The following is a 23,794-nucleotide window of genomic DNA, read 5'->3' on the forward strand; positions in this document are numbered from 1 at the left end:
GGGAGCCGCGTGACACAGCTGCCGCCCCGTATCACGGCGATCCTGGACGTACCGCCGCGCGCGTTCTCGCCGACCGCCATCTGGTGGTGGAGCGGGGAGCGGCTCGACCGCGCGCGCCTGCGGGCCCAGCTCGACCGCTTCGCGGAAGGCGGTGTCTACAACCTGGTCCTGCTCAACCTGGCGCCGTCGGGGCCGCTGTTCGGGTCCGACGCCGACGATCCGCCGTTCCAGTCCGACGCGTGGTGGGACCTGCTCGAAGGCGTCTGCGACGACGCGCGCGCCCGCGGCGTGAGTCTCTGGTTCTACGACCAGCTCGGATTCTCCGGAGCCGATCTCCAGGCCCGCCTCGTCGACCAGCATCCCGCCTACGCCGGCCGCCGGCTCGCACGCGTCCGCGCCGTGGTCGACGGCGACGGGGGCGGGGGCGGGGGCGGGGGCGGGGACGGGGGCGGCGAGCTGCGCTGCCCCGCGCACACGGGGCCCCTCGCGGCCTGCGCGGAACCGCTCGACCAGGACGACCGGCCCTCCGGACCGGCCGTCCCGCTCACCGTGGACGACCGGTCCGACGGCCCGGTCGTCCGGGCGCCGGGCCCCGGACGGTGGCGCCTGACGCTCCATCACCAGGTGACCCACGGCTTCGACTACCTCGGTGCCGACGCCTGTACGGCCCTGCTGGACCGGGTGCACGGCGCGTTCGAGCGGCGCCTCGGCGAGCGGCTCGGGACCGTCGTCGTCGGTTCGTTCCAGGACGAACTGCCGGCCCTGCCCACCTGGTCGGCCGGGTTCGCCGACGCCTTCCTGCGGCTGCGCGGGTACGATCTCCTGCCCCGCCTCGGCGCCCTGTACGGCGACAGCCCGGACCCGGACGCCCAGCGCGTCCGGCGCGACTTCCACGTGACCCGCGCCGAACTCGCCGAAGAGGCCTTCTTCCGGCCCCTCGCCGCCTGGCACGAGCGCCACGGGCTGACCGTCGGCTGCGACCAGCAGGATCCGGCCCGCGCCGGACACCCCATCGCCGGCGTGGAGCTGTACGCCGACTACGCCCGTACGCACCGGTGGTTCTCCGCGCCCGGCTCCGACCACCACGGCGACGCCCGCATCCACTCCTCACTGGCCCATCTGTACGGCCGGCCCCGCACTTGGATCGAGGCCTTCCACTCCACCGGCTGGGGCGGCACGCTGGAGGAGACGTTCGACTGGCTCCTGCCGTGGCTGCGCGCCGGGGCGACCCTCTACAACCCGCACGCCGTCTACTACACGACCAAGGGCGGCTGGTGGGAGTGGGCCCCGCCCGGCACGGACTGGCGCCAGCCCTACTGGCGTCACCACCGGGTCTTCGCCGACGCCGTGACCCGGCTCTGCGCGGTCCTCAGCCTCGGCCGTCACCTCTGCGACACCGCGATCCTGCTGCCCACCACCACGGCGCAGGCGGGCGCGGCCCTCGACGGCGTCCGCGCCGAGGGGGCGCGCGCCCAGGCGACGTACCTCGAACTCGTCGGGGACATGTCCTGGTTCAGGACCCGGCCCGGCGTGTTCGACCGGCTCGGTCTCGACGCCGACGTGATCGACGACGCGTCCCTGGCCCGCGCCCGGGTACGTGCCGGGGAACAGGGGGGACAAGGGGAGCAGGGGACAGGAACGGGCGGCGGCACACGGCTGTGCGTGGCGGAAGAGGCGTACGCGACGGTCGTGCTGCCCGCCTGCTCGGTCCTGGAGGGGGACACCGCGAGGCGACTCGTCGCGTTCGCCTCGGCCGGCGGAAACGTGATCGCGCTCGGCGCCGTCCCCGAACTCGTCCTCGGCCCGGACGGGGACGCCCTCCTGGACGGGGTGCGCGCGTGCTTCGACGACGGCCGGGCCGTCTTCGTCCCCACGACGGATGCCCTGGCCGCGTCGCTGGGCGAGCCGGTCCCGGTCGTCCGCGCGTCGGTGCCCGCGCTGGCGCGCCGGGTGGACGACGCCACGGTGGTGTTCCTGACCGCCGCCGCGCCCCGCGCGACCCGGGCGGCCGTGGCGGCCCCCGACGAGCGCGGCGCCGCACTGGGCTGGCTCGACGCCCGCTACGACTTCGACCCCGCCGGCTACGAGCGCGTCGCGCGGGTACGCGTACGGGACGTCGACGGTCCGGCCGTGCTGCTCGACCCCTTCGGCGGTGAGCCCCGCACACTGCCGGTCAGGGCCGCCGCCGACGACGCCCGGGCCGTCGACGTCGACGTGCCCTTCGACACCGGACCCGCGGCCCTGCTGGTCTTTCCCGCGCGGACCCCGGAGGAGACGGGGAGCGGGCCGCCCCCGGTCGGGCCGCCCGGGCCCGGTCCGACCGTCGAGATCCCCGCCGACGCCGAGTGGGACGTCGCGCTGGTCCCGACCCTGGACGACACCTGGGGCGACTTCGCACGGCCCGCGACCGGCCCGCCCGCCGGACCGGCAGGACCTGCCGGGACCGAACGCCGCGCGTTCCGGCACCGGGTGGAAGGCCCGGGCGAGGACGGCGTACGCGACGGATGGGCGCTGACCCACCGCATCGGCGACCCGGCGGTGGGGACCGTCCACGCGACGTTCGGGCCGCGCGCGACCGTGCTCGGAGCCGGCGGCGCCGGTCCCGCGCCCCTCGTGTGGTCCGACAGCCGGGGCATCCACAAGGACCCCGTCCACCGCGCCGTCCTGGGGCCGAAGGGGCACGTCCCGGAGGAGTTCGTCCACCTCGGTCCGACGCCCGCCGGGACCCGCGTCCGCGTCCGCGTCGAACTCCTCCTCGGCGAAGCCTTCGACGGCCACCTCGCGGTCGGCGCCGCGGCGGCGAAGACAGCGCGCCTCGCCGGTACGCCCGTCACCCTGGAGGACGGCGGCCATCTGGCCCTGGGGCCGGTACGGGCGGACGCGGGCCGGCACCTTCTCGAACTCGACCTGACGCCCGATCAGGACGTCGACCTGCGCGCCCACGTGGCGCTCGTACGCGACCCGGACCGCTACCGTCGGCCGGAGTGGGTCCTCGCGCCCGGCCCCCGCGCGGACGGCGGACGGGCCACCGTCGGTACGACCCTGACGCTGACCGCGCTCCCCGTACGGGCGATCGTCCAGGTGGCCGCCCGGGGGACCTGCGTCCTGCGGGTCAACGGGCACGTGGTGGGCCGGCAGGGCGGATTCGACCCGTACGCCGAACACGCGGTGCCGCGCGTGCGGCGGCACGACGTCGCGGCGGCCCTGCGGGTCGGGGACAACGACCTCACCGTGGAGACGGCGGGCGGCGCCGATCCCGCCGTCCTGGTCGACGCCGTCCTCCTCGGCGGCGGCGAGACCCCCGACCGGGTGGTGACCCTGCACAGCGACGCCGGGTGGTGGGCCGAGCGGCCCGGCGGCCGGTTGCCGGTCGTGGTGCGGCGCGAGCCGGTCGGCGACCCCGCCGCCCTGTACCTGCGCCGCAGACCGCATCCGCTGCCCGGCGCCGCGTGGCTGGACCCGGACACCGACGACGGCACGGTGCTCCCGGTCACGTTCGCCGTCCCCGGAGGGCGGCCCGCGGTCGAATGGCTGTGGTGCGAACTCCCCCCGGGAGCAGACCGGTTGACGGTCGATACACACGGCCGCACGACCGTGTTCGTCGACGGCCGCGCGCGCGTCGCGACCGCCACCGGCGGGCCCCCCGGCGGCGCCCGCACGCTGACCCTCGACCTGTCCGCCGACGGCCGTCGTGGCCCGCGCACCGCCGCCCTGCGGGTCGAGACCCACCCCGGCCACCAGGGTGGCGCCGCGCTGGCCGGCCCCTTGCGCTGCTCCGTCGGCCAGGGCCGGATGCATCTCGGGGACTGGGAGACGCACGGGCTCGCCGAGTACAGCGGCGGCGTGCGCTACACCCGCGAGGTGACGCTGCCCGCCGACACCGTCGCGCGCCGGGTCTCCCTCGACCTCGGCCGGGTGCGCGGCACGGCGGAGGTGCGGGTCGGCGGTGTCCGTGCCGGTGTGCGGGTCTGCTCCCCGTACGTCTTCGATGTGACGGGACTCGTGGGGCCCGGGCCCCACACGATCGAGATCACCGTCTTCGGCACACTGGCACCCCACCTGGACGCGACGAGCCCGACGCACTTCGTCTTCCCGGGCCAGCGGGTGACGGGCCTGATGGGCCCGGTCCGCCTGCACCTGACGTAAGGCTCACCACGGCGCCGAAGCAGGACCGCACCACCCCGGCGCCATGGTCCGGCGGGCTTCCCCGGCGTGCCCCGGCTCAGCGGGTGTCGGCGGGGCCCTGCCAGCGTTCCCGGGCGCTCGCGACCCGGAACAGGTAGTCGATGTACGCCCGGTCGTAGAATTCGACACCCGCCGGATCCGGGTCCACCACCACCTCGGGCGCCGTCCACGCGGCGACGTCCACGCCGCGTCCGAAGGCAGGGCCCCGGGAGGCGATCCCGGCCAGCACGGCTCCCCGCGCGCCGGTCTCCGGTCCGCGCGCGACACGCAGGGGCCGGCCGAGCACATCGGCGAACAGGCGCAGCCACCCGAGGCTGCGCGTGCCGCCGCCGCACACGGCCAGTTCGCCTGTCAGTCCCGCGGCCTCCAGGCAGTGCCGGGCCGCGAACGCGATCGCCTCGCACATGGCACGGACGAGATCGGCGCGTGAGGCCCGCAGGTCGAGGCCGGTGAACTCCGCCCGCGCGGTGGGGTCGACGAACGGCGCGCGTTCACCCGAGGGGGAGAGGTAGGGCAGTGCGGCGACGCCCCGGGCGCCGCGCGGGGTGTCGCCCAGCAGGGCGGAGACCTGGTCGTGGGAGCTGCCGGTGATGCCGAGCACCCAGTCGAGCGCGACGGTGCCGGTCATCGCCGGCAGGGCACGCAGGTGGCGGTCGGGCCGGGCCGTGGCGAGGTGGAAGCCGACCGGTTCGTCGTCGAACGCGACCCGCTCGACGACGACCTGGCACGCCAGGGTCGTACCGACGATGAGGAGCCCGTCACCGGGCTCGGTCACCCCCGCGCCGATCGCGCACGCGGGAAGGTCGTACGGCCCCGAGGTGACGGGGGTCCCGTCGGGCAGCCCGGGGGTGCGCCCGCGTGCCTCCCCGTACGGCAGGGTCGTCGCGATCGGGGGCAGCAGCTCCGCGCGGTGCCCGAGTCCGAGGGCCGTGAGCGCGTCGGGGGAGTAGGCCCGGGTACGCGGGTCGAGGAAGGGGACGGACGCGTCGGAGAGGTCGGTACCGCGCTCGCCGGTGAGGCGCAGATGGAGCACGTCCTTGCAGCACGCGGCGGTCGTGGCAGCGTCCAGGGACGCCGGCTCGTTGCGGTCCAGCCAGGCCAGGAGGGGCCCCGGGGAACCGGGGAACAGGACGTTCCCGGTGCGCCGGTAGAGGTGATCCGCGGTGCCGTCGGCCATCCACCGGCCGACGAGGTCACCTGCCCGGCCGTCCATCCAGGACAGCGCGGGGCGTACGGGCCGTCCCCCGGTGTCGACGAGCCACAGGCCGTCGCCCTGGCCGGTGAGGGCGACCAGGGCGGGCGTACGGCCCCCGGTCACCGCCGCCAGGACGTCCGTGGCGGCGCGCACCACCTCTTCGACGTCCTGTTCCACGTGTTCACCCCGCCCGCCGAGCGAGAGCGACGTCGATTCCGCGCGCAGCGCCGTGCCGTCCTCGGCGTAGGCCACCGCCTTGGCCACCGAGGTCCCCATGTCCAGTCCGACGAACACCGTGTCTCCTCTTCTCCCGCCGTGCCTTCTGCCGCCGTGCTTTCTCCGGGCGTGCTTTCTCCGGGGGTGTTCACTCCGGGCGTCTTCTCTCCGGGCGCGCTGTTCCGGCGCGCCCTCAGACGACACGGTGGGCGAGCGCCTCGCCGCGCAGGAACCGGCCGACCTCGGCGGCCGCGACCCGCGCCGCGTTGTGCGCGACCGAGGTGTTCGCGCCCGCCAGGTGGGGGGTCATGACCAGCCGGGGAGCGGACCGGAGGCGCGATCCCGGCGGCGGAGGCTCCACGGCGAACACGTCGAGCCCGGCCGCCGCGAGCCGGCCCGACTCCAGGGCGTCGCACAGCGCGTCCTCGTCCAGCAGCGCGCCCCGCGCGCAGTTGACCACGACCGCGCCCTCGGGGAGCAGGGCCAGTTCGCGGGCGCCGAGCAGACCGCGCGTCTCGGGGGTCAGCCGCGCGTGCAGCGAGACCACGTCGGAGTGCCGGAGCAGATCGTCGAGGCCGGTCACGGGCGTGCCCACGGCGCGCAGGACGTCGGGGTCGGCGTAAGGGTCGTACACCCGGACGTGCGCGCCGAGGGCGGTGAGGGCGCGGGCCACCCGGCTGCCGACCGCCCCGCAGCCGATCAGCCCGACGGCCGCTCCGTCCAGTCCGGGACCGCAGTTCCCGTACGTGTAGAACTCGCCCGCCCAGCGGCCCGCGGTGAGCGCGGCCGACGTCTCCGGGATGCGGCGCATGGCGGCCAGCATCAGCCCGACGGTGTATTCGGCCGTGGCGGCGGCGTTGCGGCCGGGGGTGTTGCAGACCTGGACGCCGCGCTCCTTCGCCGCTTCGAGGTTGACATTGACGGGGCCGCCCCGGCCGACGACCACCAGACGCAGGCCGGGCGCGCCGTCGAGGACCTTCCGGGTCACCGGGGCCATCTGGGTCACGCACACCTCGGCCTCGCGCAGCGCGGCGGCGACGGTCCCTTCGTCACCGGACGCCTCGGTGACCTCGGAGACGGGACCGAAGGGCGTCAGCGGCCAGGGGAGGAGCAGTTCGTCGATCGTGTGGCCGGCGCCGATCTGTGCCGTCAGCTCCCGGGAGAAGAGTTCGGGGGCGACGAAGTGGTCGCCCGCGGCGAGGATGCGCATCGGCGAGGTCTCCTTGCGGTGCGTGGGGCACGTGGTGGGGAGCGCTCAGGCCGGGGCGGCCTCGCGCGGATGCCGCCCGCAGGTGGCGGAGTCCGCGTCCCCGGTCCCGTTCCGCGCATAACGGGTGACGCTGAGCCTATAACATCAATAGTGATATATCGGGCGAGCATCGTAGGAAGGCGGGGAACTGGTGACGGAGAGACGCCACCCGGACGTCTGGATGGGCATCGACCTGGGGACGCAGAGCGTGCGCGCTCTGGCCGTCACCGACGACGGGCACGTGCTCGGTCGCGGCTCCGCCCCCCTCACCGGTCGCCGCGACGGGAACCGGCACGAACAGCTTCCGGCCGACTGGTGGGAAGGCGCCCGCACCGCGATCCGCCAGACGCTCCGTCACCTCTCCGCCGCGCGGGTACGGGGGCTCGCTGTGTGCGGCACGTCCGGCACCGTCCTGCTGACCGACGCACGCGGTACGCCCCTGACGCCGGCGCTCATGTACGACGACGGCCGGGCCGGGGCCGAGGCCCGTGACGCCCAGGAAGCGGGCGCCGACGTGTGGCGCGCACTCGGACACCGCATCCAGCCGAGCTGGGCCCTCGCCAAACTGCTCTGGCTCGTCCGCGCCGACCGGGGCCCCGGCGCGCCCGGTTTCCGGGGCGCCCGCGTCTGCCATCAGCCGGACTTCGTCACCGGCCGGCTCGTCGGTGGCCCTGTCCCGACCGACTCCAGCCACGCCCTCAAGACCGGCTACGACCCGCGGGCCCGCACCTGGCCCACCGCCGTCCACGAGGAACTCGGCCTGTCCGGACTCGACTTCCCTGACGTGGTGGCCCCCGGTACCCTGCTCGGAACGGTGTGCCGCGAGGCCGCGGCCGGTACGGGCCTCGCCGAAGGCACCCCCGTCCTCGCGGGCATGACCGACGGCTGCGCCGCCCAACTCGGCTCGGGAGCCTGGGAGACCGGACAGTGGAACACCGTCCTCGGTACCACTCTCGTCCTCAAGGGCGTTACGGCGGAACCCCTCCGCGATCCGGCGGGAGTCCTCTACAGCCACCGTTCCCCTGACGGGACCTGGCTGCCCGGCGGCGCCTCCAGCGTCGGAGCCGGCGCCCTGACCCAGGCATTCCCCGGGGCGGACCTGGCACGCCTCGACCGCCTCGCCGCCGACCGGGAGCCGGCGAGCGCCGTCGCGTACCCCCTGGTCTCGCGCGGGGAGCGCTTCCCGTTCCTGGCCGCCGACGCCGAAGCCTTCCTGCTGGGCAGGCCCGTCGACGACGCCGACCACCACGCCGCGCTGCTCCAGGGCGTCGCGCTCGTGGAGCGGCTGTGTCTCGCGTACGTCGGACTCCTGGGCGCCCCGGTCGACGGGCCGGTCACCTTCACCGGCGGCGCGACCCGCAGTCCGTACTGGAACCAACTGCGCGCGGACGTAATGGGCAGGACCGCCATCATTCCCGAACACACCGACTCCGCCCTCGGTATGGCGGTGCTCGCCGCCCACGGAGTGTCGCGCGGCGCCTCGGCGACGGCGGACGATTCCGTTCCCGTACCGCTGTCCGCACTCCGCTCCATGGTGCGCGTCCGTACGATCCTGGAACCACGGCCGCGGGCCGGCCGCCGTTTCGCCGAGCCGTTCGTCACCCTGGTCGACGAACTCGAACGACGCGGCTGGCTGCCCCCGCGGACCGCCGCCTACGCACGGGAGCACGGATGACACCCGCACCACCCGGACCACTCACCTCGCCCACCTCGCCCGCACCCACGACGCTCTTCCTGGCGCGGCACGGGGAAACCGTCTGGCACGCGGAGAACCGCTACACCGGCGTCAGCGACATCGATCTGACGGAGCGAGGAAGGGAGCAGGCCGAAGGGCTCGGGGCCTGGGCCGCCGGCGCCGGCCTCGACGCGATCGTGACCTCACCGCTCTCCCGCGCCCGCCGCACCGCCGGACCCGCGATCCGCTCCACGGGCCTGGACGCCGTGAGCGAACCGGAGTTGCGGGAGATCGACTTCGGGATCGCCGAGGGCCGGACCCTGGCCGAACTCGAAACCTCTCACCCACGGGAGACCACGGCCTTCCTCCGCGACCCCGCCGCCCACCCGCTGCCGGCGGGCGAGGACCCGCCGGCAGCCGCCGCGCGAGGCGCCGACGCGCTGCTCCGCCTGGCCGCCACCCACCCGGGACGTCGCGTCCTGGTCGTCGCCCACAACACCCTGTTCCGGCTGGTGCTGTGCCGGCTGCTCGGGATCCCCGGGAGGGAGTACCGCCGGGTGTTCCCCGGACTGCGCAACTGCGCGATCACCGAGTTGCGCGTCTCGGCGGGACAGGTCGCCCTCATGTCCTTCAACGTGCCGACGGACCAAGGCGTTTCCGTCACCTAGCGCCGCGACCGGTGCCAGGTGACGCGACCGGTGTCCGGCGCCGCGACCGGCGATGTCCGCCCGGCAAGCTGCCGCCGTCGACGGGTCACTCGAACCGCGTCGTGTCGCCCGCCCCCCGGCGTACGATCTCCGGTTCACCGCCGGAGAAGTCGATGACCGTGGTCGGCACGGTGCCGCAGTCGCCCGAGTCGACCACCGCGTCCACCAGGTTGTCGAGACGTTCCTTGATCTCCCAGCCCTGTGTCATCGGCTCCTCCTCGTCGGGCAGGAGCAGGGTGCTGGAGAGCAGCGGCTCACCGAGTTCGGCGAGAAGAGCCTGCGTGACGGCGTGGTCGGGAATCCTGACACCGACCGTCTTCTTCTTCGGGTGCAGCAACTGGCGCGGCACCACCCTCGTCGCGGGCAGGATGAAGGTGTAACTGCCGGGCGTCGCCGCCTTGATCGCGCGGAACACGTCGTTGTCGACATGCACGAACTCACCCAGCTGCGCGAAGTTCTGGCACATGAGGGTGAAGTGGTGACGATCGTCGAGGTTCCGGATCGACCGGATCCGGCCGATGCCGTCACGACTGCCCAGCTGGCACCCCAACGCGTAACAGGAGTCCGTCGGGTACGCGACGAGCGCGCCGGACCTGATGCTGTCCGCCACGCTGCTGATGGTGCGCCGCTGTGGATTCTCGGGATGCACGTCGAAATACTTTGCCATCCGCCGAGTCTAGAGGCCCGTCCCGCACACGGTTGTGCGGGACGGGCCTCTCCATCCCATTTCCTGACTTTAGGGTGATTTGCGTATGATTGGACACAACAGGAAGGCTCCTCTTATGTCGAAGAAGCGCAGCCAACCCCCCAACAGTGCGGGCCCGGGACAATTCAAGGGGCGTGAGCAGCACGGATGGTCGCCGGACGTCGACGAGACCGCCCAGCAGGCCAATCCCAGCGCACACCGTTCCTTCCACCCCGATCAGTACGCCCCCGAACCGGACAAGGGACGCACCACCTCTTCCGCCGAGGACAAGAAGGAGTCGCTGGCCGGCTCCCCGGTGGAGAGCACCTCCGGACGCGGTGAGGACCGCGCCGGGAAGTCCCGCGAGGGCATGCACGACACAGGCCGCAAGGGGCGGTCGGACCGGCCCAGCGGCAGCAAGGACTCCTCCGCCTACACCGGTGTGGACCCGCAGCACCCACAGGATCCGAAGGATCCGCACTCCCGGCGCCGCGGTGCGCGCTGAATCCCTCATAGGGGCCCCTCACCGGGGCTCGCGGGGGGCTCACAGTGCCCCCTCGGCGGGGCCCTCAGCGGGTCAGGAGCGTGAGCGCCGTGCAGGTGCCGCTCGCCGCGCCGACGGCCACCACGGTCGCCGCCACGCAGCGCGTCCTGAGCTGCCGGTACCGCCGCGCGTACTCCCCGCGCAGTTCGGCGGCGCGGTCGGAGACCCGTACGAGCGTCGCCCGGGAGGCGGACATGCGGTCGGCCGCGTACACGCGCTCCACGTCCTCGCGCTGGGCGGTCGTCAGCCAGGGCAACTGCTCGGTGAAACGGACCGCCCGGGACCGGGCCTCCCCGATCTCCGCACTCCACAGCAGATAGCCCTCCAGCTGGGCGAGACCGCGAGCGCTCTCGCCCCTGCCACCGCTGTCCCTGTCGCGCTCCACGTATCCCTTCCTCACGCCTGCTTGTCCCCGGGCGCCACCGTGGTCGCGGTGGAGGGGCGGTTGTGGGCGTCCTCCAGTGCCCGGATGGCGGGGTAGTGCAGGTCGAACGCCGGGGATTCGGAGCGGATGCGCGGCATGGTGACGAAGTTGTGCCGCGGCGGCGGGCACGATGTCGCCCACTCCAGCGAACGGCCGTAGCCCCAGGGGTCGTCGACCTCGATCTTCTTGCCGTACTTGGCGGTCTTCCAGACGTTGTAGAAGAACGGCAGCATCGACAGGCCGAGGACGAACGACGAGATGGAGGACACCGTGTTCAGCGCGGTGAAACCGTCGGAGGCGAGGTAGTCCGCGTACCGCCGGGGCATGCCCTCGGCGCCCAGCCAGTGCTGCACCAGGAACGTGCCGTGGAAGCCGGCGAACAGCGTCCAGAAGGTCATCTTGCCGAGCCGCTCGTCCAGCATCTTGCCGGTGAACTTCGGCCACCAGAAGTGGAAGCCGGCGAACATCGCGAACACCACGGTGCCGAAGACGACGTAGTGGAAGTGCGCGACGACGAAGTACGAGTCGGAGACGTGGAAGTCCATCGGGGGCGAGGCCAGGATGACGCCGGTCAGACCACCGAACAGGAACGTCACCAGGAAGCCGATCGTCCAGAGCATCGGTGTCTCGAAGGACAGTGAGCCCTTCCACATGGTGCCGATCCAGTTGAAGAACTTCACCCCGGTCGGTACCGCGATCAGGAAGGTCATGAAGGAGAAGAACGGCAGCAGCACACCCCCCGTCACGAACATGTGGTGCGCCCACACCGTCACCGAGAGACCCGCGATCGCGATGGTCGCGCCGACGAGCCCGATGTAGCCGAAGATCGGCTTGCGGCTGAAGACCGGGATGATCTCGGTGACGATGCCGAAGAACGGCAGCGCGATGATGTACACCTCCGGATGGCCGAAGAACCAGAAGAGGTGCTGCCAGAGCAACGCCCCTCCGTTGGCCGCTTCGAAGACCCGCGCACCGAACTTGCGGTCCGCCTCCAGGGCGAGGAGCGCGGCGGCCAGGATCGGGAAGGCCAGCAGCACCAGTACGGCGGTCAGCAGGACGTTCCAGACGAAGATCGGCATCCGGAACATCGTCATGCCGGGCGCGCGCATGCAGATGATCGTGGTGATGAAGTTGACCGAACCGAGGATCGTGCCGAAGCCGGAGAAGGCCAGCCCCATGATCCACAGGTCGCCGCCGATCCCTGGCGAATGGACCGCGTCGGTGAGGGGCGAATACGCGAACCAGCCGAAGTCGGCCGCGCCCTGAGGTGTGAGGAAAGCGCCCATGACGATCAGGGAGCCGAAGAGGTACAGCCAGTACGCGAAGATGTTCAGTCGCGGGAACGCCACATCGGGCGCGCCGATCTGCAGCGGCATGATCCAGTTCGTGAATCCGGCGAACAGCGGTGTCGCGAACATCAGCAGCATGATCGTGCCGTGGATCGTGAACGCCTGGTTGTACTGCTCGTTCGACATGATCTGCGTGCCGGGGCGGGCCAGCTCGGCGCGCATGAAGAGCGCCATCAGACCGCCGATGATGAAAAACACGAACGAGGTAACGAGATACAGCGTGCCGATCGTCTTATGATCAGTGGTGACCAGCCACCCCACCATCACCTGGCCTGGGTGCTTGCGCCGTACCGGTACCTCGTTCTCGTAGGTGTCGTCGGCCCCGGCCGACTCTTCTGTGCCCGTCGTCGTCACTGCGGCGCTCCTCCGGTCGACGGCCGTATATGGACTCGGCAAGCAGCATGGCGCTGCTTTCTCCGGGGTGGTGAGACCTCCCCTTCCCCGGCGCGTCGCGCCCGCCCGCGCCGCGACGCGCCGGGCGGTGGACTCTCACTTACGCTGGATTGACGGGTACATCAGGTCGGCGGATACGCCGGCACGTGGGTCGCGGAGAAGCCGGGCACGGGGGTCACGGGCAGGCCGCCACCACGACCCCCGCTCCCCAGACGCCCCGGGAGGCACCTATGGCCGTACGGCATCAGCTGATCGAGAGGACCCCGGCCGCCGTGTGGGCGGTGCTGGAGGACGGCGGCCGGTACGCCGACTGGGTGGTGGGTACGTCCGACTCCCGGCCGGTCGACGAGGACTGGCCGCGGGTCGGATCGAAGATCGAGTACACGGTCCGGCTCGGGCCGTGGTCGGTCGGCGGACGCACCGTCGTCCGGCGACTGGAGCCGCCCCGGTGGCTCGAACTCGAAGTCTTCAGCGGCCCCCTCGGCACCGCCCGTATCGCCGTCGAGGTCCGCCCCTGGGGGCAGGACACGCTGGTCATCATGGATGAGCACCCGCTGCGCGGCCCGGGCGGCCTGCTGCACAACACCGCTGTCGACGCGCTGATCCAGCTACGCCACCGGACCATGCTCGGCCGGCTGGCGGCGGCCGTCGAGCAGACGGACGGGAGGAACGGGACGGACGGGAGGAACGGGAGGAACGGGAGGAACGGGACGGAAGCGATGGACACGGCAGACCCGACAGACACGGGAACGACGGAAGTGGCCCGGCCGGACGGAGCGGCCCGGCCGGCCGCGCGGCGCGGGCTCGCCCGACGCGGCAGGAGGGGATGCTGACAGACGCTCCGTCAGAGGCGTTGCCTCGCACGGTCCGTACGCCGGACAGGTGGCCGCTCAGGCCGCTCGGGCGTCACCGGCCGCCTTCCGCGGTGGCGACGGCGAGCGCCGTGCTCAGGTCGGGGTGGACGGGAAGGACGTGGCCGAGGCCGGTCACATCGATGATCCGGCGGATCAGGGGCGGCAGATTGACCAGATGCACCGCACCGCCGTCGGCGGGGTCGGCCGCCGTCACCGCGCGGTGGCCGCGTATGAGCCCGGAGATGCCGGAGGAGTCGCAGAAGCCCAGCTCCGTGCAGTCCACCAGCAGCACCGTCCGGCCCGCTGTCACGCACACGGTCACCGCCTCGTCCAGCTGCACCACGCTGTCGAGATCCAGTTCCCCGCGCAGGCGGAGCACCGCCCCCGTCGCGGCTACTGCCTCGGTCGTCACACTGAACACGGCCCGCGTTTCCTCTCCTGTCCGCCCCCGCGCATACCGCGGCGACGCCAGGTTCCTTCTGGCCGGTTGGCGGCGGTCGAAACCGGACGGCCCGGCATGATCGTTTTTTCGCACGTATAAGCGCCCACTTGGGACGTCCGCCCAGCTCTTCCGCCCGGTCACTGCTCCTCCTGGGGCTTTCCGCGCGCGGCCGAGACCTCGACGAACACGGCCCGTCCCCCGGCGGTGAGCCGCAGCACCGGAACGGCCTTGTCGCGCGGATTGCCGTTGTTCTGGAAGGAGAGGAACCCGCTGGCCCCGGCCACCTGCTGATGTCCGTTCATCTGGTGGAACATCCTGGCCACGCCGTCGCCGGTGACCTCCGCCTGCCCCCTGGCGGCCATCTGGGCCCCGATCGCCGCCGTCAGGACCGCGTCGTGGGACATGATGGCCTGCCCGTCGTCGCGCGGGTCGGTGGGGAACCACGTGTCGAGCAGACCGCCCTCGGCGAAGAACGCGGCGGACGGCGCGGAGACCGCCTCCGGGTTCGTGGTGTACATGTCGGGATGGGCGAGGCCGGTGTAGAGGACGTTGATCCGCGTACGGGCGGCGTCGGCAAGCTGCTCCGCCGTCAGGTTGGTGGTGTCGTCGCCCGCCATCACGGTGAAGCGCTGATCCTGGCACGCCCGGTTCGAGAGCGCGTCGAGAAAGTGGGTCAGATGCCTTCCCCGGCCGGCGAAGTAGATCACCTGAGGCTTCTGGTCGCACAACTGCCCTGACATGAAGTGGAGTTCGTTCAGCCAGGCGTCGTGCACCGAGGAGTCGTACGTCATGGTCTCGGCGACCAGCCGATGGTCCGCGGTGTCCGGGTACGCCTTGGTGAACGCCGAGCCCAGGGTGGCGGCGTAGAGATTGCCCCGGGCCGCGTCCTGCACGACCACCGCCGTCCGGAACTTCTTCCGCTTGAGATAGGCGGAAGCGGCGTACGCCTCGTCGATGTTGGTCGGTGCCACCCGGACGAAATCGTGTATGCCCTGGATGCTGGTGGCTGTCATGGTGGAGGCGACCATGGCGATCCCGTGATCCGACATCAGCTTGACCGCCGCCACGTTCTCGTCCGTGCTGGGACCGAGGCCGGTGACCGCGACCAGCCGGTCCTTCGTGTGCTGACGGGCGATCAGCTGGTCGACCGTGTAGCGCCAATGGACCGAATTGCTGCCGGGGTTGGCCAGCAGCAGCTTGATCTTGGGGGATGCGGAGAGGTCGCCGCGATTGTGCCGGTACTGCGCCAGATAGGCGCCCTCCAGCTCGTGCCGCACCGACTCCGGCGAGTTGCTGTCGTCGTCGGTCACCGTGAAGGAGGTCAGATAGGCGACGCTGACGTACGGCTCCTTGCCGGCGGCCTTCTCGACCCGGGCGTTCTCCTCCCTGATCTTCTTCTCGACCGCCGCGAGATGGCCGGCGAACACGTACGAACCGTCGGTGATGCCCACGCACTCGTTGTCCGCGCCCTGTTTGACGACCCCGTCCGCGCAGCGTGCCCGGGCCGTCTCCAGCCAGTTCACCCCGAGCCAGCCTCCCATCGCGAGGACGACTGCCGCGACCGTTCCGAAGACGATCCGGCGCACGATGTGCAGCGGCCACTCGATTCTCACCATCACCGGTTCAGACCTCCCCTGCCGATGTCTGCGGATGACGCCAGTTGCGGTACCGCTCGGCCTCGTTGAAGAGCGGCACGATGTCGTTCCTGCGGAGCTGGGACAGCTGGGTGAAGCCGTCGGCGATGAGGTTGCTCAGCCGCATGCCCGGGTCGGCGAGCGGATCGCTCCACACCCAGCGCGCGGTCACCAGAGCCTGGATCGCGGCCTCCGTGTCCACGGCCCGTCCGGCCTGCCGGCGGGGGCGCAGGCCGGCCAGCAGCTCCAGCGGCCCGCCGTCCGCCGGCAGCAGCCGGTTGGGGGCCGCGGTGACGGCGTCGAACTCACTGACCCACTGCGCCGCGGGCTCCACCGGGAAACGCCGTACCAACTGGTCCGCCACCTCGTCGACGCGTCCCATGGCGAGCAGGTGGTACATCTCCTGGACGGGCCGCCGCTCGGTCCGGTAGTACTCGGCGAGCAGCTCGTGCGTGATGTCCCAGTCGTCCGGGCGCCGGGCGAGTTCCCACAGCAGCAGGCGGCGCAGCCAGGGGTGAAGCGTCGGGACGAACGTGCCCGGGCCGGCCAGCAGCCAGCGCGAACGCATCTCGCCGAACAGCGAGTCCCCGTCGCTGAGCACCCGGGTGCCGACCGACAGATCGCGGGCGGCGGCGCACTCGGCGAGCAGCGCGCGTTCCAGGGGGTCGAAGCCGCGCAGCAGATGGTCCAGCGCCCCTTCGGCGAGCGTACGGGGAGCTTCACCGGTACGCAGCGGCCGGTCGGGCAGCGTACGCAGCCAGCGGTCCTGCTCGGGCCCGCTCTCGGCCGGGGCGCCCGACTGCCGCAGGACGTCGAGGACTTGCTGCACCGCGCGCGGCAGTCCGCCGGTCAGGCGGTGGACGAAGGGAGCGAGACGGGTGTACGGCGCGAGGTCCGGATGGCCGCCGAGCTGGACCTCGATCCGTATGCGCACCTCGTCGAGGTTGAGGTCGCGCAGCCGCAGCGGATACCACCAGGTGTCCTCGCTGTCCCGGGTCGGCCGGTAGGCGTTCCAGTCCGTGAGCGAGGCGTGGTCGGGGCCGCGCAGGTGCCAGGGCCAGGCGTCGCCGGTGGCCGGTCCCCAGCGGGGCAGCCAGCGGTTCGAGCTGGCGACGACGGTGAGCGGGTCGCAGCGGGTGCCCGTCACCACCGTGTCGTCATGGCGGGCGCGCACCAGCAGGTCCAGGAAACCGCGGCCGTACGGCGAATGGGAGTTGTCCAGCAGCAGCAGGTACGAGCGGGGCATGAAGGACCGGTCGGCGTTGCGGCGCAGATCCTCCAGGAACGCCGAGAACAGCACGCGGTCCAGCCGCTCCTGGTCCTGTTCGTCGCCTTCGTGCCGCCACAGGTTCAGCTCGACGAGCGCCTCCCACCGGTCGCGGTTGCGGGTCAGCGGATGCGCCCCGAACCAGTACGCGCCGCTGGTGAGCCGCCCGGTGAGGCCCCGGCCCGGCAGCCGGTTGCGGCCGCGCCGCAGCGCGTCCTGGAAGACCGCGAGCGCGACGGTCGAGGCGCCCTCGGGTACGCCGAGCGCGCCCATGCCCACCTCGAAGAAGGCGGCCAGATAGTCCCCGTGCCGGTCCTCGTTGTCCTGCTGGAACCGGTCCAGCTGCCGCTGTACGGCGCGGCGCCCGTCGGCGAGACCGCGGATCCGCAGTTCCTGGTCGGAGGCGAGCAGCCCCAGGCTCAGCAGGGGAAAGCGGGAGCGGCCGTAGCGCGGCAGTTTCCGCTCCAACTGGCGGGCCAGCAGGGCGAGTGCGTACCGGGGCGGCAGCGACTGGGTGCCACCGAAGTTGACGTACGCGAAGGGGTGCTCGGGACCGAAGCGCTCCATCAGCGAACTGTGGGCCTCGCTGGCGCCGCTGCCGCGCGGGCCGAGCAGCATGGTGAGCGGGCGGTCCGCTTCGGGCGGCTGTCTCAGACACTCGTCGACGAGCGACATGATGCCACTGCGGCCGCGCAGTCCTAATCCCGCGCCGGACTCCACCATCGATCCCCTTCCCCCGTGCTCCCGCGTGCCGCTTCCTCCGTACCTGATCCTCCGTACCGCCTCGCACCCCAATCCCGTTACGCCGGCCCGGCGTGTGACTGCCCACGGTAGGGCGCCGTACGGGCCGCGTCACCCCGATTGCGGAACGTCGGCGATCCCGGGCGGAGCGGCCGGCCGTCCGCACGGCGGGTGATGAGGCCTCCCGCGGCGGGCATACGTACCTGGCCGCGTGGCGGACGCGGAACGGGGTGCCGGGTCCGCCCGGAGCGGGCGCCGCGCGGGCCGGGCCTGTGCCGTCCGGCGCGGCGGGTCACCTCCCCGCCTCGCCGGCGACCCGGGAAGATAAGCGGACGACCCGACCGCAGGACTGATGTGGAGGAGTGGCGGATGCCGCACGAACGAGCGGGACAGCAGGCCAGGCCGGAGGATCTCACCGATGTCGCCCGGCTGGTGACCGCGTACTACGCGCTGCACCCCGACCCGGACGAGCCGGGCCAGCGTGTGGCGTTCGGGACCTCCGGGCACCGCGGGTCCTCCCTCGCCACCGCGTTCAACGAGGACCACATCACCGCGACCAGCCAGGCGATCTGCGAGTACCGGGCCCTCCAGGGGACCGACGGGCCGCTCTTCCTCGGCGTCGACACCCATGCGCTGTCCGAGCCCGCCCGGGTGAGTGCCATCGAGGTGTTCGCCGCCAACGACGTGACCGTGCTCATCGACACCGCCGACGGGTACACCCCGACCCCGGCCGTCTCGCACGCCATCCTCACCCACAACCGGGGCCGCACCTCCGCCCTCGCCGACGGTGTGGTGGTCACTCCGTCCCACAACCCGCCCGCCGACGGCGGGTTCAAGTACAACCCGCCGAACGGCGGCCCGGCCGGCTCCGAGGCGACCGGCTGGATCCAGGACCGGGCCAACGAGATCATCGCGGCCGGCCTGAAGGACGTACGGCGGCTCCCTTACGCCCGCGCGCTCGCCGCGTCCACCACCGGCCGCTACGACTTCCTCGGCGGCTATGTGTCGGACCTGCCCGCCGTGGTCGACCTGGACGCGGTGCGCGCCGCCGGTGTGCGGATCGGCGCCGACCCGCTGGGCGGCGCGTCGGTCGCGTACTGGGGCCGGATCGCCGAACAGCACCGGCTCGACCTGACCGTGGTCAACCCGCTCACCGACCCCACCTGGCGGTTCATGACGCTGGACTGGGACGGCAAGATCCGGATGGACTGCTCCTCGCCGTACGCCATGGCCTCGCTGATCGACCAGCGGGACCGGTACCAGATCGCGACCGGCAACGACGCCGACTCCGACCGGCACGGCATCGTCACCCCGGACGGCGGGCTGATGAACCCCAACCACTACCTCGCCACCGCCATCGCCTACCTGTACGCCCACCGCGAGCGGTGGCCCGCCGGAGCCGGTGTCGGCAAGACGCTGGTGTCGTCCGGGATGATCGACCGCGTCGCCGCCGACCTCGGCCGGGAACTCGTCGAGGTGCCCGTCGGCTTCAAGTGGTTCGTGGACGGACTGATCGGCGGATCGCTGGGCTTCGGCGGGGAGGAGTCCGCCGGGGCGTCCTTCCTGCGCCGCGACGGCTCGGTGTGGACCACCGACAAGGACGGCATCATCCTGGCCCTGCTCGCCTCCGAGATCCTCGCGGTCACCGGCGAGACACCCTCGCAGCGGTACGCCGCGCTCACCGCGCGGTTCGGCGAGCCCGCCTACGCACGCGTCGACGCCCCGGCCACCCGGGAGGAGAAGGCGATCCTGGCCAAGCTCTCGCCCGACCAGGTCAGCGCCGACACCCTCGCCGGGGAGCCGGTCACCGCGGTACTGACCGAGGCGCCCGGCAACGGCGCGGCCATCGGCGGCATCAAGGTGACCACCGAGAACGCCTGGTTCGCCGCCCGCCCGTCGGGCACCGAGGACGTCTACAAGATCTACGCCGAGTCCTTCCTCGGCCCCGACCACCTGGGCCAGGTCCAGGAGGAGGCCAGGTCGGTCGTCTCGGCGGCGCTGGCCGGCTGAACGCCCGCCGGCCGCGCCCGGGAAAGGCCGTATCGCTTCCCGGGCGCGGCCCGCGTGCGGCCCGCGTGCGTCCGTCGTGGGTGTGCGGGTGCTACGTGAGGCCGAAGGCCCGGATGACGGTCTGGGTGACGCCGCCGCCCCCGCGCTGCCGGGCGGTGACCCGGACGGACACGTAGCCGGACCGGGCCGGCGCGCGCAGGGCCGCCTGCCACGTGCCCTTCTTCTCCTTGAGGTCCTGCCGGTGCCAGGTGGCCCCGTCGTCGTAGGAGACCTCCAGCCCGAGCGAGGAGATCGCGTCCCTGGCGGAGGCGGCGCCGGGCACCTCGGGCGTGATGAAGAAGTCCGCCTTCCGCTTCGCCCGGCCCGCGGCGTCCAGTCCCGTCGCGTAGTCCAGCTGGACCAGCGGGACGGTTCCCACGGCGGCGGCGCCGGAGGCGAAGTCCCATGCGGTGCGGGTGGCGGTGGAGTAGGGGCTGAGCCCGGTGTCACCCGTCGTCTCGACGAGCAGCCGGTACGGCCGTGTCTCCGGTGCCAGGTCGTAGGCGTAGACGTAGCGGTTGTCGGTCCGGATCAGTTCCCTGTCGCCCTGCTGCAGCGACACCGTCTGCGACATGCCCGTGCCGTATTCGGCCGAGCCGCTGTGCGCGGCCCCGGCGTCGCCGAACCCACCGACGACGAGGGAGAGCGAGGTCTCGTCACGGACCGGGACATCGCTGCCGATCAGGCGCGGCCGGGTGACGGGCCCGAACCAGCGGTCCTTGTACACGCCGCCCGGCCGGTAGGCCGCCGGATTTGACCCCGTCCCCGTCCAGCCGGCGATACGGCCGAACTGCTGCCACGTGACGCCACCACCGGCGGAGACCCAGTCGGTGCGCGGCCCCGGGGCGACCGGCTCCGCCGACAACTCGCCGGCCGCGGCCCACAGGTAGGGCGGATAGTCCACCCGTGTCTCGGTGGCCTGCTTCCCAGGAGGCTGGGCGAAGTTGAGGTCGATCCGGGCGAGATCGCGTGGATCCGGCCTGATGGCGGGGTCCTTCGGTACTCCTCCGAGGTGGTGGTCGACCAGGTCGTACAGGTACGCCGGCGCGGGGTGCGCCTCCACCGCCAGCCGTACCGCGTTCTTGCGCGCGGCGCTGATCCTCCCGATCAGCGCCTCCCCCTCGTCCAGGGTCACCGAGGCGACCGGGATCGGTCCGGTCGTCACGGTGTCGGGGTCGCCGTACCAGTCGTTCTTCCGGCCGGTCCCGTCGTTGACCACCAGGAGCATCGCCGCGCCGGCCGCACGCGCCGCCTCCGCCTGCCCGGTGGGGGTCACGGCGCCGCCGCCGCGCACGACCACGGCCCTGCCGCGAGCCGACAGGCCCTTGTACTCGGCCCGTGAGCCTGAGCCGGCGAACACGGCGTCCAGGCGCGACGTGCCGTCCGGCAGCGGCCGGGCACCACGCTGTACGAGCGCGTCGTCGAGGCGGTGACCGTCGTAGGTGATCTCCAGCGGTGGCTGCTCGGCGCGGAGCCTGGCGGTGAAGACGAAGCTGCCTGTCGTCACCGCTTCCTTGGTGGGGAGGGCCCACAGGCTGTCGTAGCGCGTGCCGGGGAACACCGATTCCACCAGGGCCCGCCCGTCCCAGGGGGTGGGCTCCTTCGAGGTGTAGGAGCGGTAGATCTCGATCCTGCTGCTGACCAGGGTGCTGGGCCTGGGTGTCACCGCCTTCACCTGGCGTACCTGCGAGGCGTCGAGCCGCACGTCCCGGTCCGCCGTCAGGTCGACCTGGGGGGCGGTCAGCAGCGCGAGGCCGAGGGAGTGCGGCCCGTGCAGGCCTTCCACGTCCGCGTAGGTGAGGACCGTGTAGCTGCCGGGGGCCAGGCGCTGGGTGAGCGTCCCGTCCTCGGGGACCTCGACGAAGGTGGAGCCGGCGTCGGCGGCCCTGATCTCGACCTGGCCGCCCATGGGCCGGCCGGCGCGGTCCTTCAGGTGGACGGTGAGGTCGTACCGTTCGGGTTCGATGCTGACCCCCGCCGCCGTGTGCGCGACCAAGGCGCCGGTGGCGCCGCGTGCGAGGACCTGGCCCGCGTACTGGCCTGCGGCGAGCCCCTTCGGGTCCACCACCAGATCGACCCGCGCGGTTCCGCGCGCGGGCACGGTGACGTGGTCGGCGGCCGTCGTGAAGACGTGCGCGGGGGAGCTGCCCGGGTCCACGGAGAGGTCCAGCGCGACGGGGCTGTCGGTGGTGTTGGTGTAGGTGATCTGCCGCTTGAACGGTTGCGGCTCCGGCCGCGTGCGGGACCAGGGCACGAGACCCGCGTCCACCGATCCGGTCGCGACGATCCCGGCGTGGGACGCGGCGGCGACGTTCACCCGGCCCGTGCCGGCCCGGTAGGGGCTGTTGGCGGGGGTCGGCCTGCTGGTGCTCATCAAGGCGTCCTTGATCTGCTGCCCGGTCCACTCGGGGTGTTCCTGGGCCAGCAGGACGGCGGCTCCGGCGACGTGGGGCGCCGCCATGGAGGTGCCGCTCATCGTGGCGTAGTAGCCCTCGCCCGTGGAGGCGTACCGGGAGCGCGCCGCCAGCACGTCCACACCGGGGGCGGTCACGTCGGGCTTGAGGCCGTCGTCGAGCATGCGCGGGCCGGAACTGGACCGCGGGTCGAGCTCGTCGGACGCGTTCACCGCGCCGACGGTGAGCGCGGCGTCCGCGGTTCCCGGCGCGCTGACGCTGTACGGGGAGGGGCCGGAGTTGCCCGCGGCGACGACGAAGAGCGCGCCCGTCTCGGCGCTCAGCCTGTTCAGGCTCTGGCTCATCGGATCCGTCTGGTCGTGCAGGAAGCGGTTGCCCAGGCTCATGTTGATCACCTTGGCGTGCTCGGTCCGGGCCGCCCATTCCATGCCCGCGATGATCCAGGAGTCCTGCCCGGCTCCGCCGTTGTCGAGGACCTTGCCCACCAGCAGATCGGCGTCGGGGGCGACTCCCCGCTCCTTGCCGCCGGAGGCGGCGCCCGTCCCGGCGACGGTGGAGGCGGTGTGGGTGCCGTGCCCGTCCCGGTCGACGACATCCTCGTCGGGGACGAAACTACGGGACCCCACGACGCGGTCCACCAGGTCCGGATGGGCGGTGTCCGCCCCGGTGTCCAGGACGGCGACGCGGACCCCGGTGCCGGTGCTCCCCCCGGCCCAGGCCGCGGGGGCACCGATCTGTGCCGTGGTCTCGGCGAGGGCCCTCCGCGCCTTGCCGTCGAGCCACACCTTGTCGACGCCGGCGGTGAACGCGGGCGCCGGCGCGGCATCCGGCGCGGTGCCGGTCCGGGCCGCCGGCCGCCGGCTGCCCTGCTGTCCCGCGCCGGTGAGGGCCGACCAGAAGGCGGCGGCCTTCGACCGGTCGGTGCTGACCGCCGCACCGTCGACGGAAGGAAGATTCAACGTGGCCTCGGCGCCCGGCAGTTCGGCGCCCGGCAGTGCGGCGTCCGACAGCCCGGCACCCGGCCGAAAGGCGGCTGAGCCCTTCGTGCGGGTGACGATCAGCGGGAGTTCGGGGGCGTGCGCGTCGTCGTAGCCCTGGGCGATCAGCTGGGTGACGTCGAAGAGGCGCTTGTCCAGCCGATCGGCCGCGACGTAGGCCATGGCGTCGTCCGGGTACACATAGGTGTCATCGCCGTCGGCGACGACGCGCACCGAACCCGCGGCGCCCGGTGGACGCGCGACGCTCACCGAGGGGGCCACTCCGGCGGGTCCCGGAGTCACCGTCACCTTGTCGCCGGTGATCAGCGTCACCGTGGCCGGTGCGCGGTCCGCGGCGCCGGCTGCGACCGGGGGCGGGAGCGGCGGTGGGGAGGGAGGAGCACCGTGGGCCGCCGAGGGGGTCACCAGGGAAGCGACAAGGGCGGCGCCGACCGACGCCGCACCGTATCTTCGGGCAAAGAAGAGCCGCACAGTACCTCCAGAGTTGATGAGTCAGCGCATCTGATCACCTCCGACGAAGTTGTGTACAGATCTTGATTGCCGTCAACTCTGGCCCTACAGTGGCCTGTTGATCAACAGGCTGTCGGGCGGGTCGGGCGGGTCGGTCGTGGCGGGCCGAGGTCCCGGGCGCCTCGCGACGCCGGGCCGCTCGCCAGGCCGAGGCGCTCGCCAGGCCGGGTCAGGGCGGGGAGGCCGACCACCGGGAGGCCGACCGCTCCTCCGGGTGGCCCCCCGCCCTGACCGCCTCCCTCTGCGCCATGAGAGGCAGAGGC

The 23,794-nt window shown here is 72.7% G+C and carries 14 protein-coding genes and 1 pseudogene; 6 read left to right on the forward strand and 9 right to left on the reverse strand.

All coding sequences use genetic code 11. The annotated features are described in order from the left end of the window. Positions 1-9 precede the first annotated feature (9 nt). Positions 10-4,146, forward strand: a complete 4,137-nt coding sequence (locus ACIBAE_RS18825) for a glycosyl hydrolase (RefSeq protein ID WP_399286406.1) — start codon at positions 10-12, stop codon at positions 4,144-4,146. A 76-nt stretch (positions 4,147-4,222) separates the two neighbouring features. Here the strand turns inward: ACIBAE_RS18825 and ACIBAE_RS18830 are convergent, their stop codons facing one another. Both ACIBAE_RS18830 and ACIBAE_RS18835 read right to left on the reverse strand, forming a co-directional pair. Further along, a complete protein-coding gene (locus ACIBAE_RS18830; RefSeq protein ID WP_399286409.1) occupies positions 4,223-5,674 on the reverse strand; it encodes an FGGY family carbohydrate kinase in 1,452 nt (483 codons plus the stop codon). Between the two features lie 115 nt (positions 5,675-5,789). Beyond that, a complete protein-coding gene (locus ACIBAE_RS18835) occupies positions 5,790-6,806 on the reverse strand; it encodes a 2-hydroxyacid dehydrogenase (RefSeq protein ID WP_399286412.1) in 1,017 nt (338 codons plus the stop codon). Positions 6,807-7,026: 220 nt separating this feature from the next. Between ACIBAE_RS18835 and ACIBAE_RS18840 the strand changes: the two genes are divergently transcribed. Both ACIBAE_RS18840 and ACIBAE_RS18845 read left to right on the forward strand, forming a co-directional pair. Further along, the gene (locus ACIBAE_RS18840; RefSeq protein WP_399286545.1) at positions 7,027-8,520 is read left to right on the forward strand and encodes an FGGY-family carbohydrate kinase; all 1,494 of its coding nucleotides are present in this window, start codon (positions 7,027-7,029) and stop codon (positions 8,518-8,520) included. Then, positions 8,517-9,188: a histidine phosphatase family protein gene (locus ACIBAE_RS18845; protein WP_399286415.1), complete on the forward strand. Its 672-nt coding sequence runs from the start codon at positions 8,517-8,519 to the stop codon at positions 9,186-9,188. The genes ACIBAE_RS18840 and ACIBAE_RS18845 overlap by 4 nt, the downstream gene beginning before the upstream one ends. An 85-nt stretch (positions 9,189-9,273) precedes the next feature. On the opposite strand, the gene ACIBAE_RS18850 is transcribed toward ACIBAE_RS18845, so the two are convergent. Further along, positions 9,274-9,894 carry an L-threonylcarbamoyladenylate synthase gene (locus ACIBAE_RS18850; protein WP_399286418.1) on the reverse strand — a complete coding sequence of 207 codons (621 nt, stop codon included), beginning with the start codon at positions 9,892-9,894 and terminating at the stop codon, positions 9,274-9,276. Between the two features lie 115 nt (positions 9,895-10,009). Between ACIBAE_RS18850 and ACIBAE_RS18855 the strand changes: the two genes are divergently transcribed. Next, positions 10,010-10,417, forward strand: a complete 408-nt coding sequence (locus ACIBAE_RS18855) for a hypothetical protein (protein ID WP_399286421.1) — start codon at positions 10,010-10,012, stop codon at positions 10,415-10,417. Positions 10,418-10,481: 64 nt separating this feature from the next. Here the strand turns inward: ACIBAE_RS18855 and ACIBAE_RS18860 are convergent, their stop codons facing one another. Together ACIBAE_RS18860 and ctaD are read right to left on the reverse strand one after the other, a co-directional pair. Beyond that, complete coding sequence (locus tag ACIBAE_RS18860; protein WP_399286423.1) at positions 10,482-10,841, reverse strand: hypothetical protein; 360 nt, start codon at positions 10,839-10,841, stop codon at positions 10,482-10,484. Between the two features lie 11 nt (positions 10,842-10,852). Beyond that, positions 10,853-12,583, reverse strand: coding sequence for a cytochrome c oxidase subunit I (ctaD, locus tag ACIBAE_RS18865; protein ID WP_399286426.1), 1,731 nt, complete (start codon positions 12,581-12,583; stop codon positions 10,853-10,855). Positions 12,584-12,852: 269 nt separating this feature from the next. Between ctaD and ACIBAE_RS18870 the strand changes: the two are divergent. Further along, positions 12,853-13,290 (forward strand): annotated as a pseudogene (locus tag ACIBAE_RS18870) (SRPBCC family protein); the annotation flags it as partial. A gap of 238 nt (positions 13,291-13,528) precedes the next feature. Here ACIBAE_RS18870 and ACIBAE_RS18875 read toward each other — a convergent pair. From ACIBAE_RS18875 to ACIBAE_RS18885, 3 genes are all read right to left on the reverse strand, one after another. Continuing rightward, positions 13,529-13,897, reverse strand: a complete 369-nt coding sequence (locus tag ACIBAE_RS18875; RefSeq protein WP_399286429.1) for an STAS domain-containing protein — start codon at positions 13,895-13,897, stop codon at positions 13,529-13,531. 158 nt (positions 13,898-14,055) lie between these two features. Beyond that, positions 14,056-15,534, reverse strand: a complete 1,479-nt coding sequence (locus ACIBAE_RS18880) for a branched-chain amino acid ABC transporter substrate-binding protein (RefSeq protein WP_399286432.1) — start codon at positions 15,532-15,534, stop codon at positions 14,056-14,058. 7 nt (positions 15,535-15,541) lie between these two features. After that, entirely contained in the window at positions 15,542-17,542 is a 2,001-nt protein-coding gene (locus ACIBAE_RS18885; protein ID WP_399286434.1) for a hypothetical protein, read from the reverse strand. 387 nt (positions 17,543-17,929) lie between these two features. Between ACIBAE_RS18885 and pgm the strand changes: the two genes are divergently transcribed. Further along, the gene (gene pgm / locus ACIBAE_RS18890; RefSeq protein WP_399286437.1) at positions 17,930-19,570 is read left to right on the forward strand and encodes a phosphoglucomutase (alpha-D-glucose-1,6-bisphosphate-dependent); all 1,641 of its coding nucleotides are present in this window, start codon (positions 17,930-17,932) and stop codon (positions 19,568-19,570) included. Positions 19,571-19,661: 91 nt separating this feature from the next. On the opposite strand, the gene ACIBAE_RS18895 is transcribed toward pgm, so the two are convergent. Further along, positions 19,662-23,333 (reverse strand): S8 family serine peptidase, encoded by a 3,672-nt coding sequence (locus ACIBAE_RS18895; protein WP_399286440.1) that lies wholly within the window; start codon positions 23,331-23,333, stop codon positions 19,662-19,664. Positions 23,334-23,794: the final 461 nt, after the last annotated feature.

The organism is Streptomyces sp. NPDC051569 (assembly GCF_044454085.1).
Taxonomy (GTDB): Bacteria; Actinomycetota; Actinomycetes; order Streptomycetales; family Streptomycetaceae; genus Streptomyces.

Bases quoted from the DNA above. Each gene is read 5' to 3' on its own strand.
- ACIBAE_RS18880 (WP_399286432.1), bottom strand. From the start codon at position 15,534: ATGGTGAGAATCGAGTGGCCGCTGCACATCGTGCGCCGGATCGTCTTC.
- ACIBAE_RS18855 (WP_399286421.1), top strand. From the start codon at position 10,010: ATGTCGAAGAAGCGCAGCCAACCCCCCAACAGTGCGGGCCCGGGACAA.
- ACIBAE_RS18885 (WP_399286434.1), bottom strand. From the start codon at position 17,542: ATGGTGGAGTCCGGCGCGGGATTAGGACTGCGCGGCCGCAGTGGCATC.
- pgm (WP_399286437.1), top strand. From the start codon at position 17,930: ATGCCGCACGAACGAGCGGGACAGCAGGCCAGGCCGGAGGATCTCACC.
- ACIBAE_RS18835 (WP_399286412.1), bottom strand. From the start codon at position 6,806: ATGCGCATCCTCGCCGCGGGCGACCACTTCGTCGCCCCCGAACTCTTC.
- ACIBAE_RS18840 (WP_399286545.1), top strand. From the start codon at position 7,027: ATGGGCATCGACCTGGGGACGCAGAGCGTGCGCGCTCTGGCCGTCACC.
- ACIBAE_RS18850 (WP_399286418.1), bottom strand. From the start codon at position 9,894: ATGGCAAAGTATTTCGACGTGCATCCCGAGAATCCACAGCGGCGCACC.
- ACIBAE_RS18845 (WP_399286415.1), top strand. From the start codon at position 8,517: ATGACACCCGCACCACCCGGACCACTCACCTCGCCCACCTCGCCCGCA.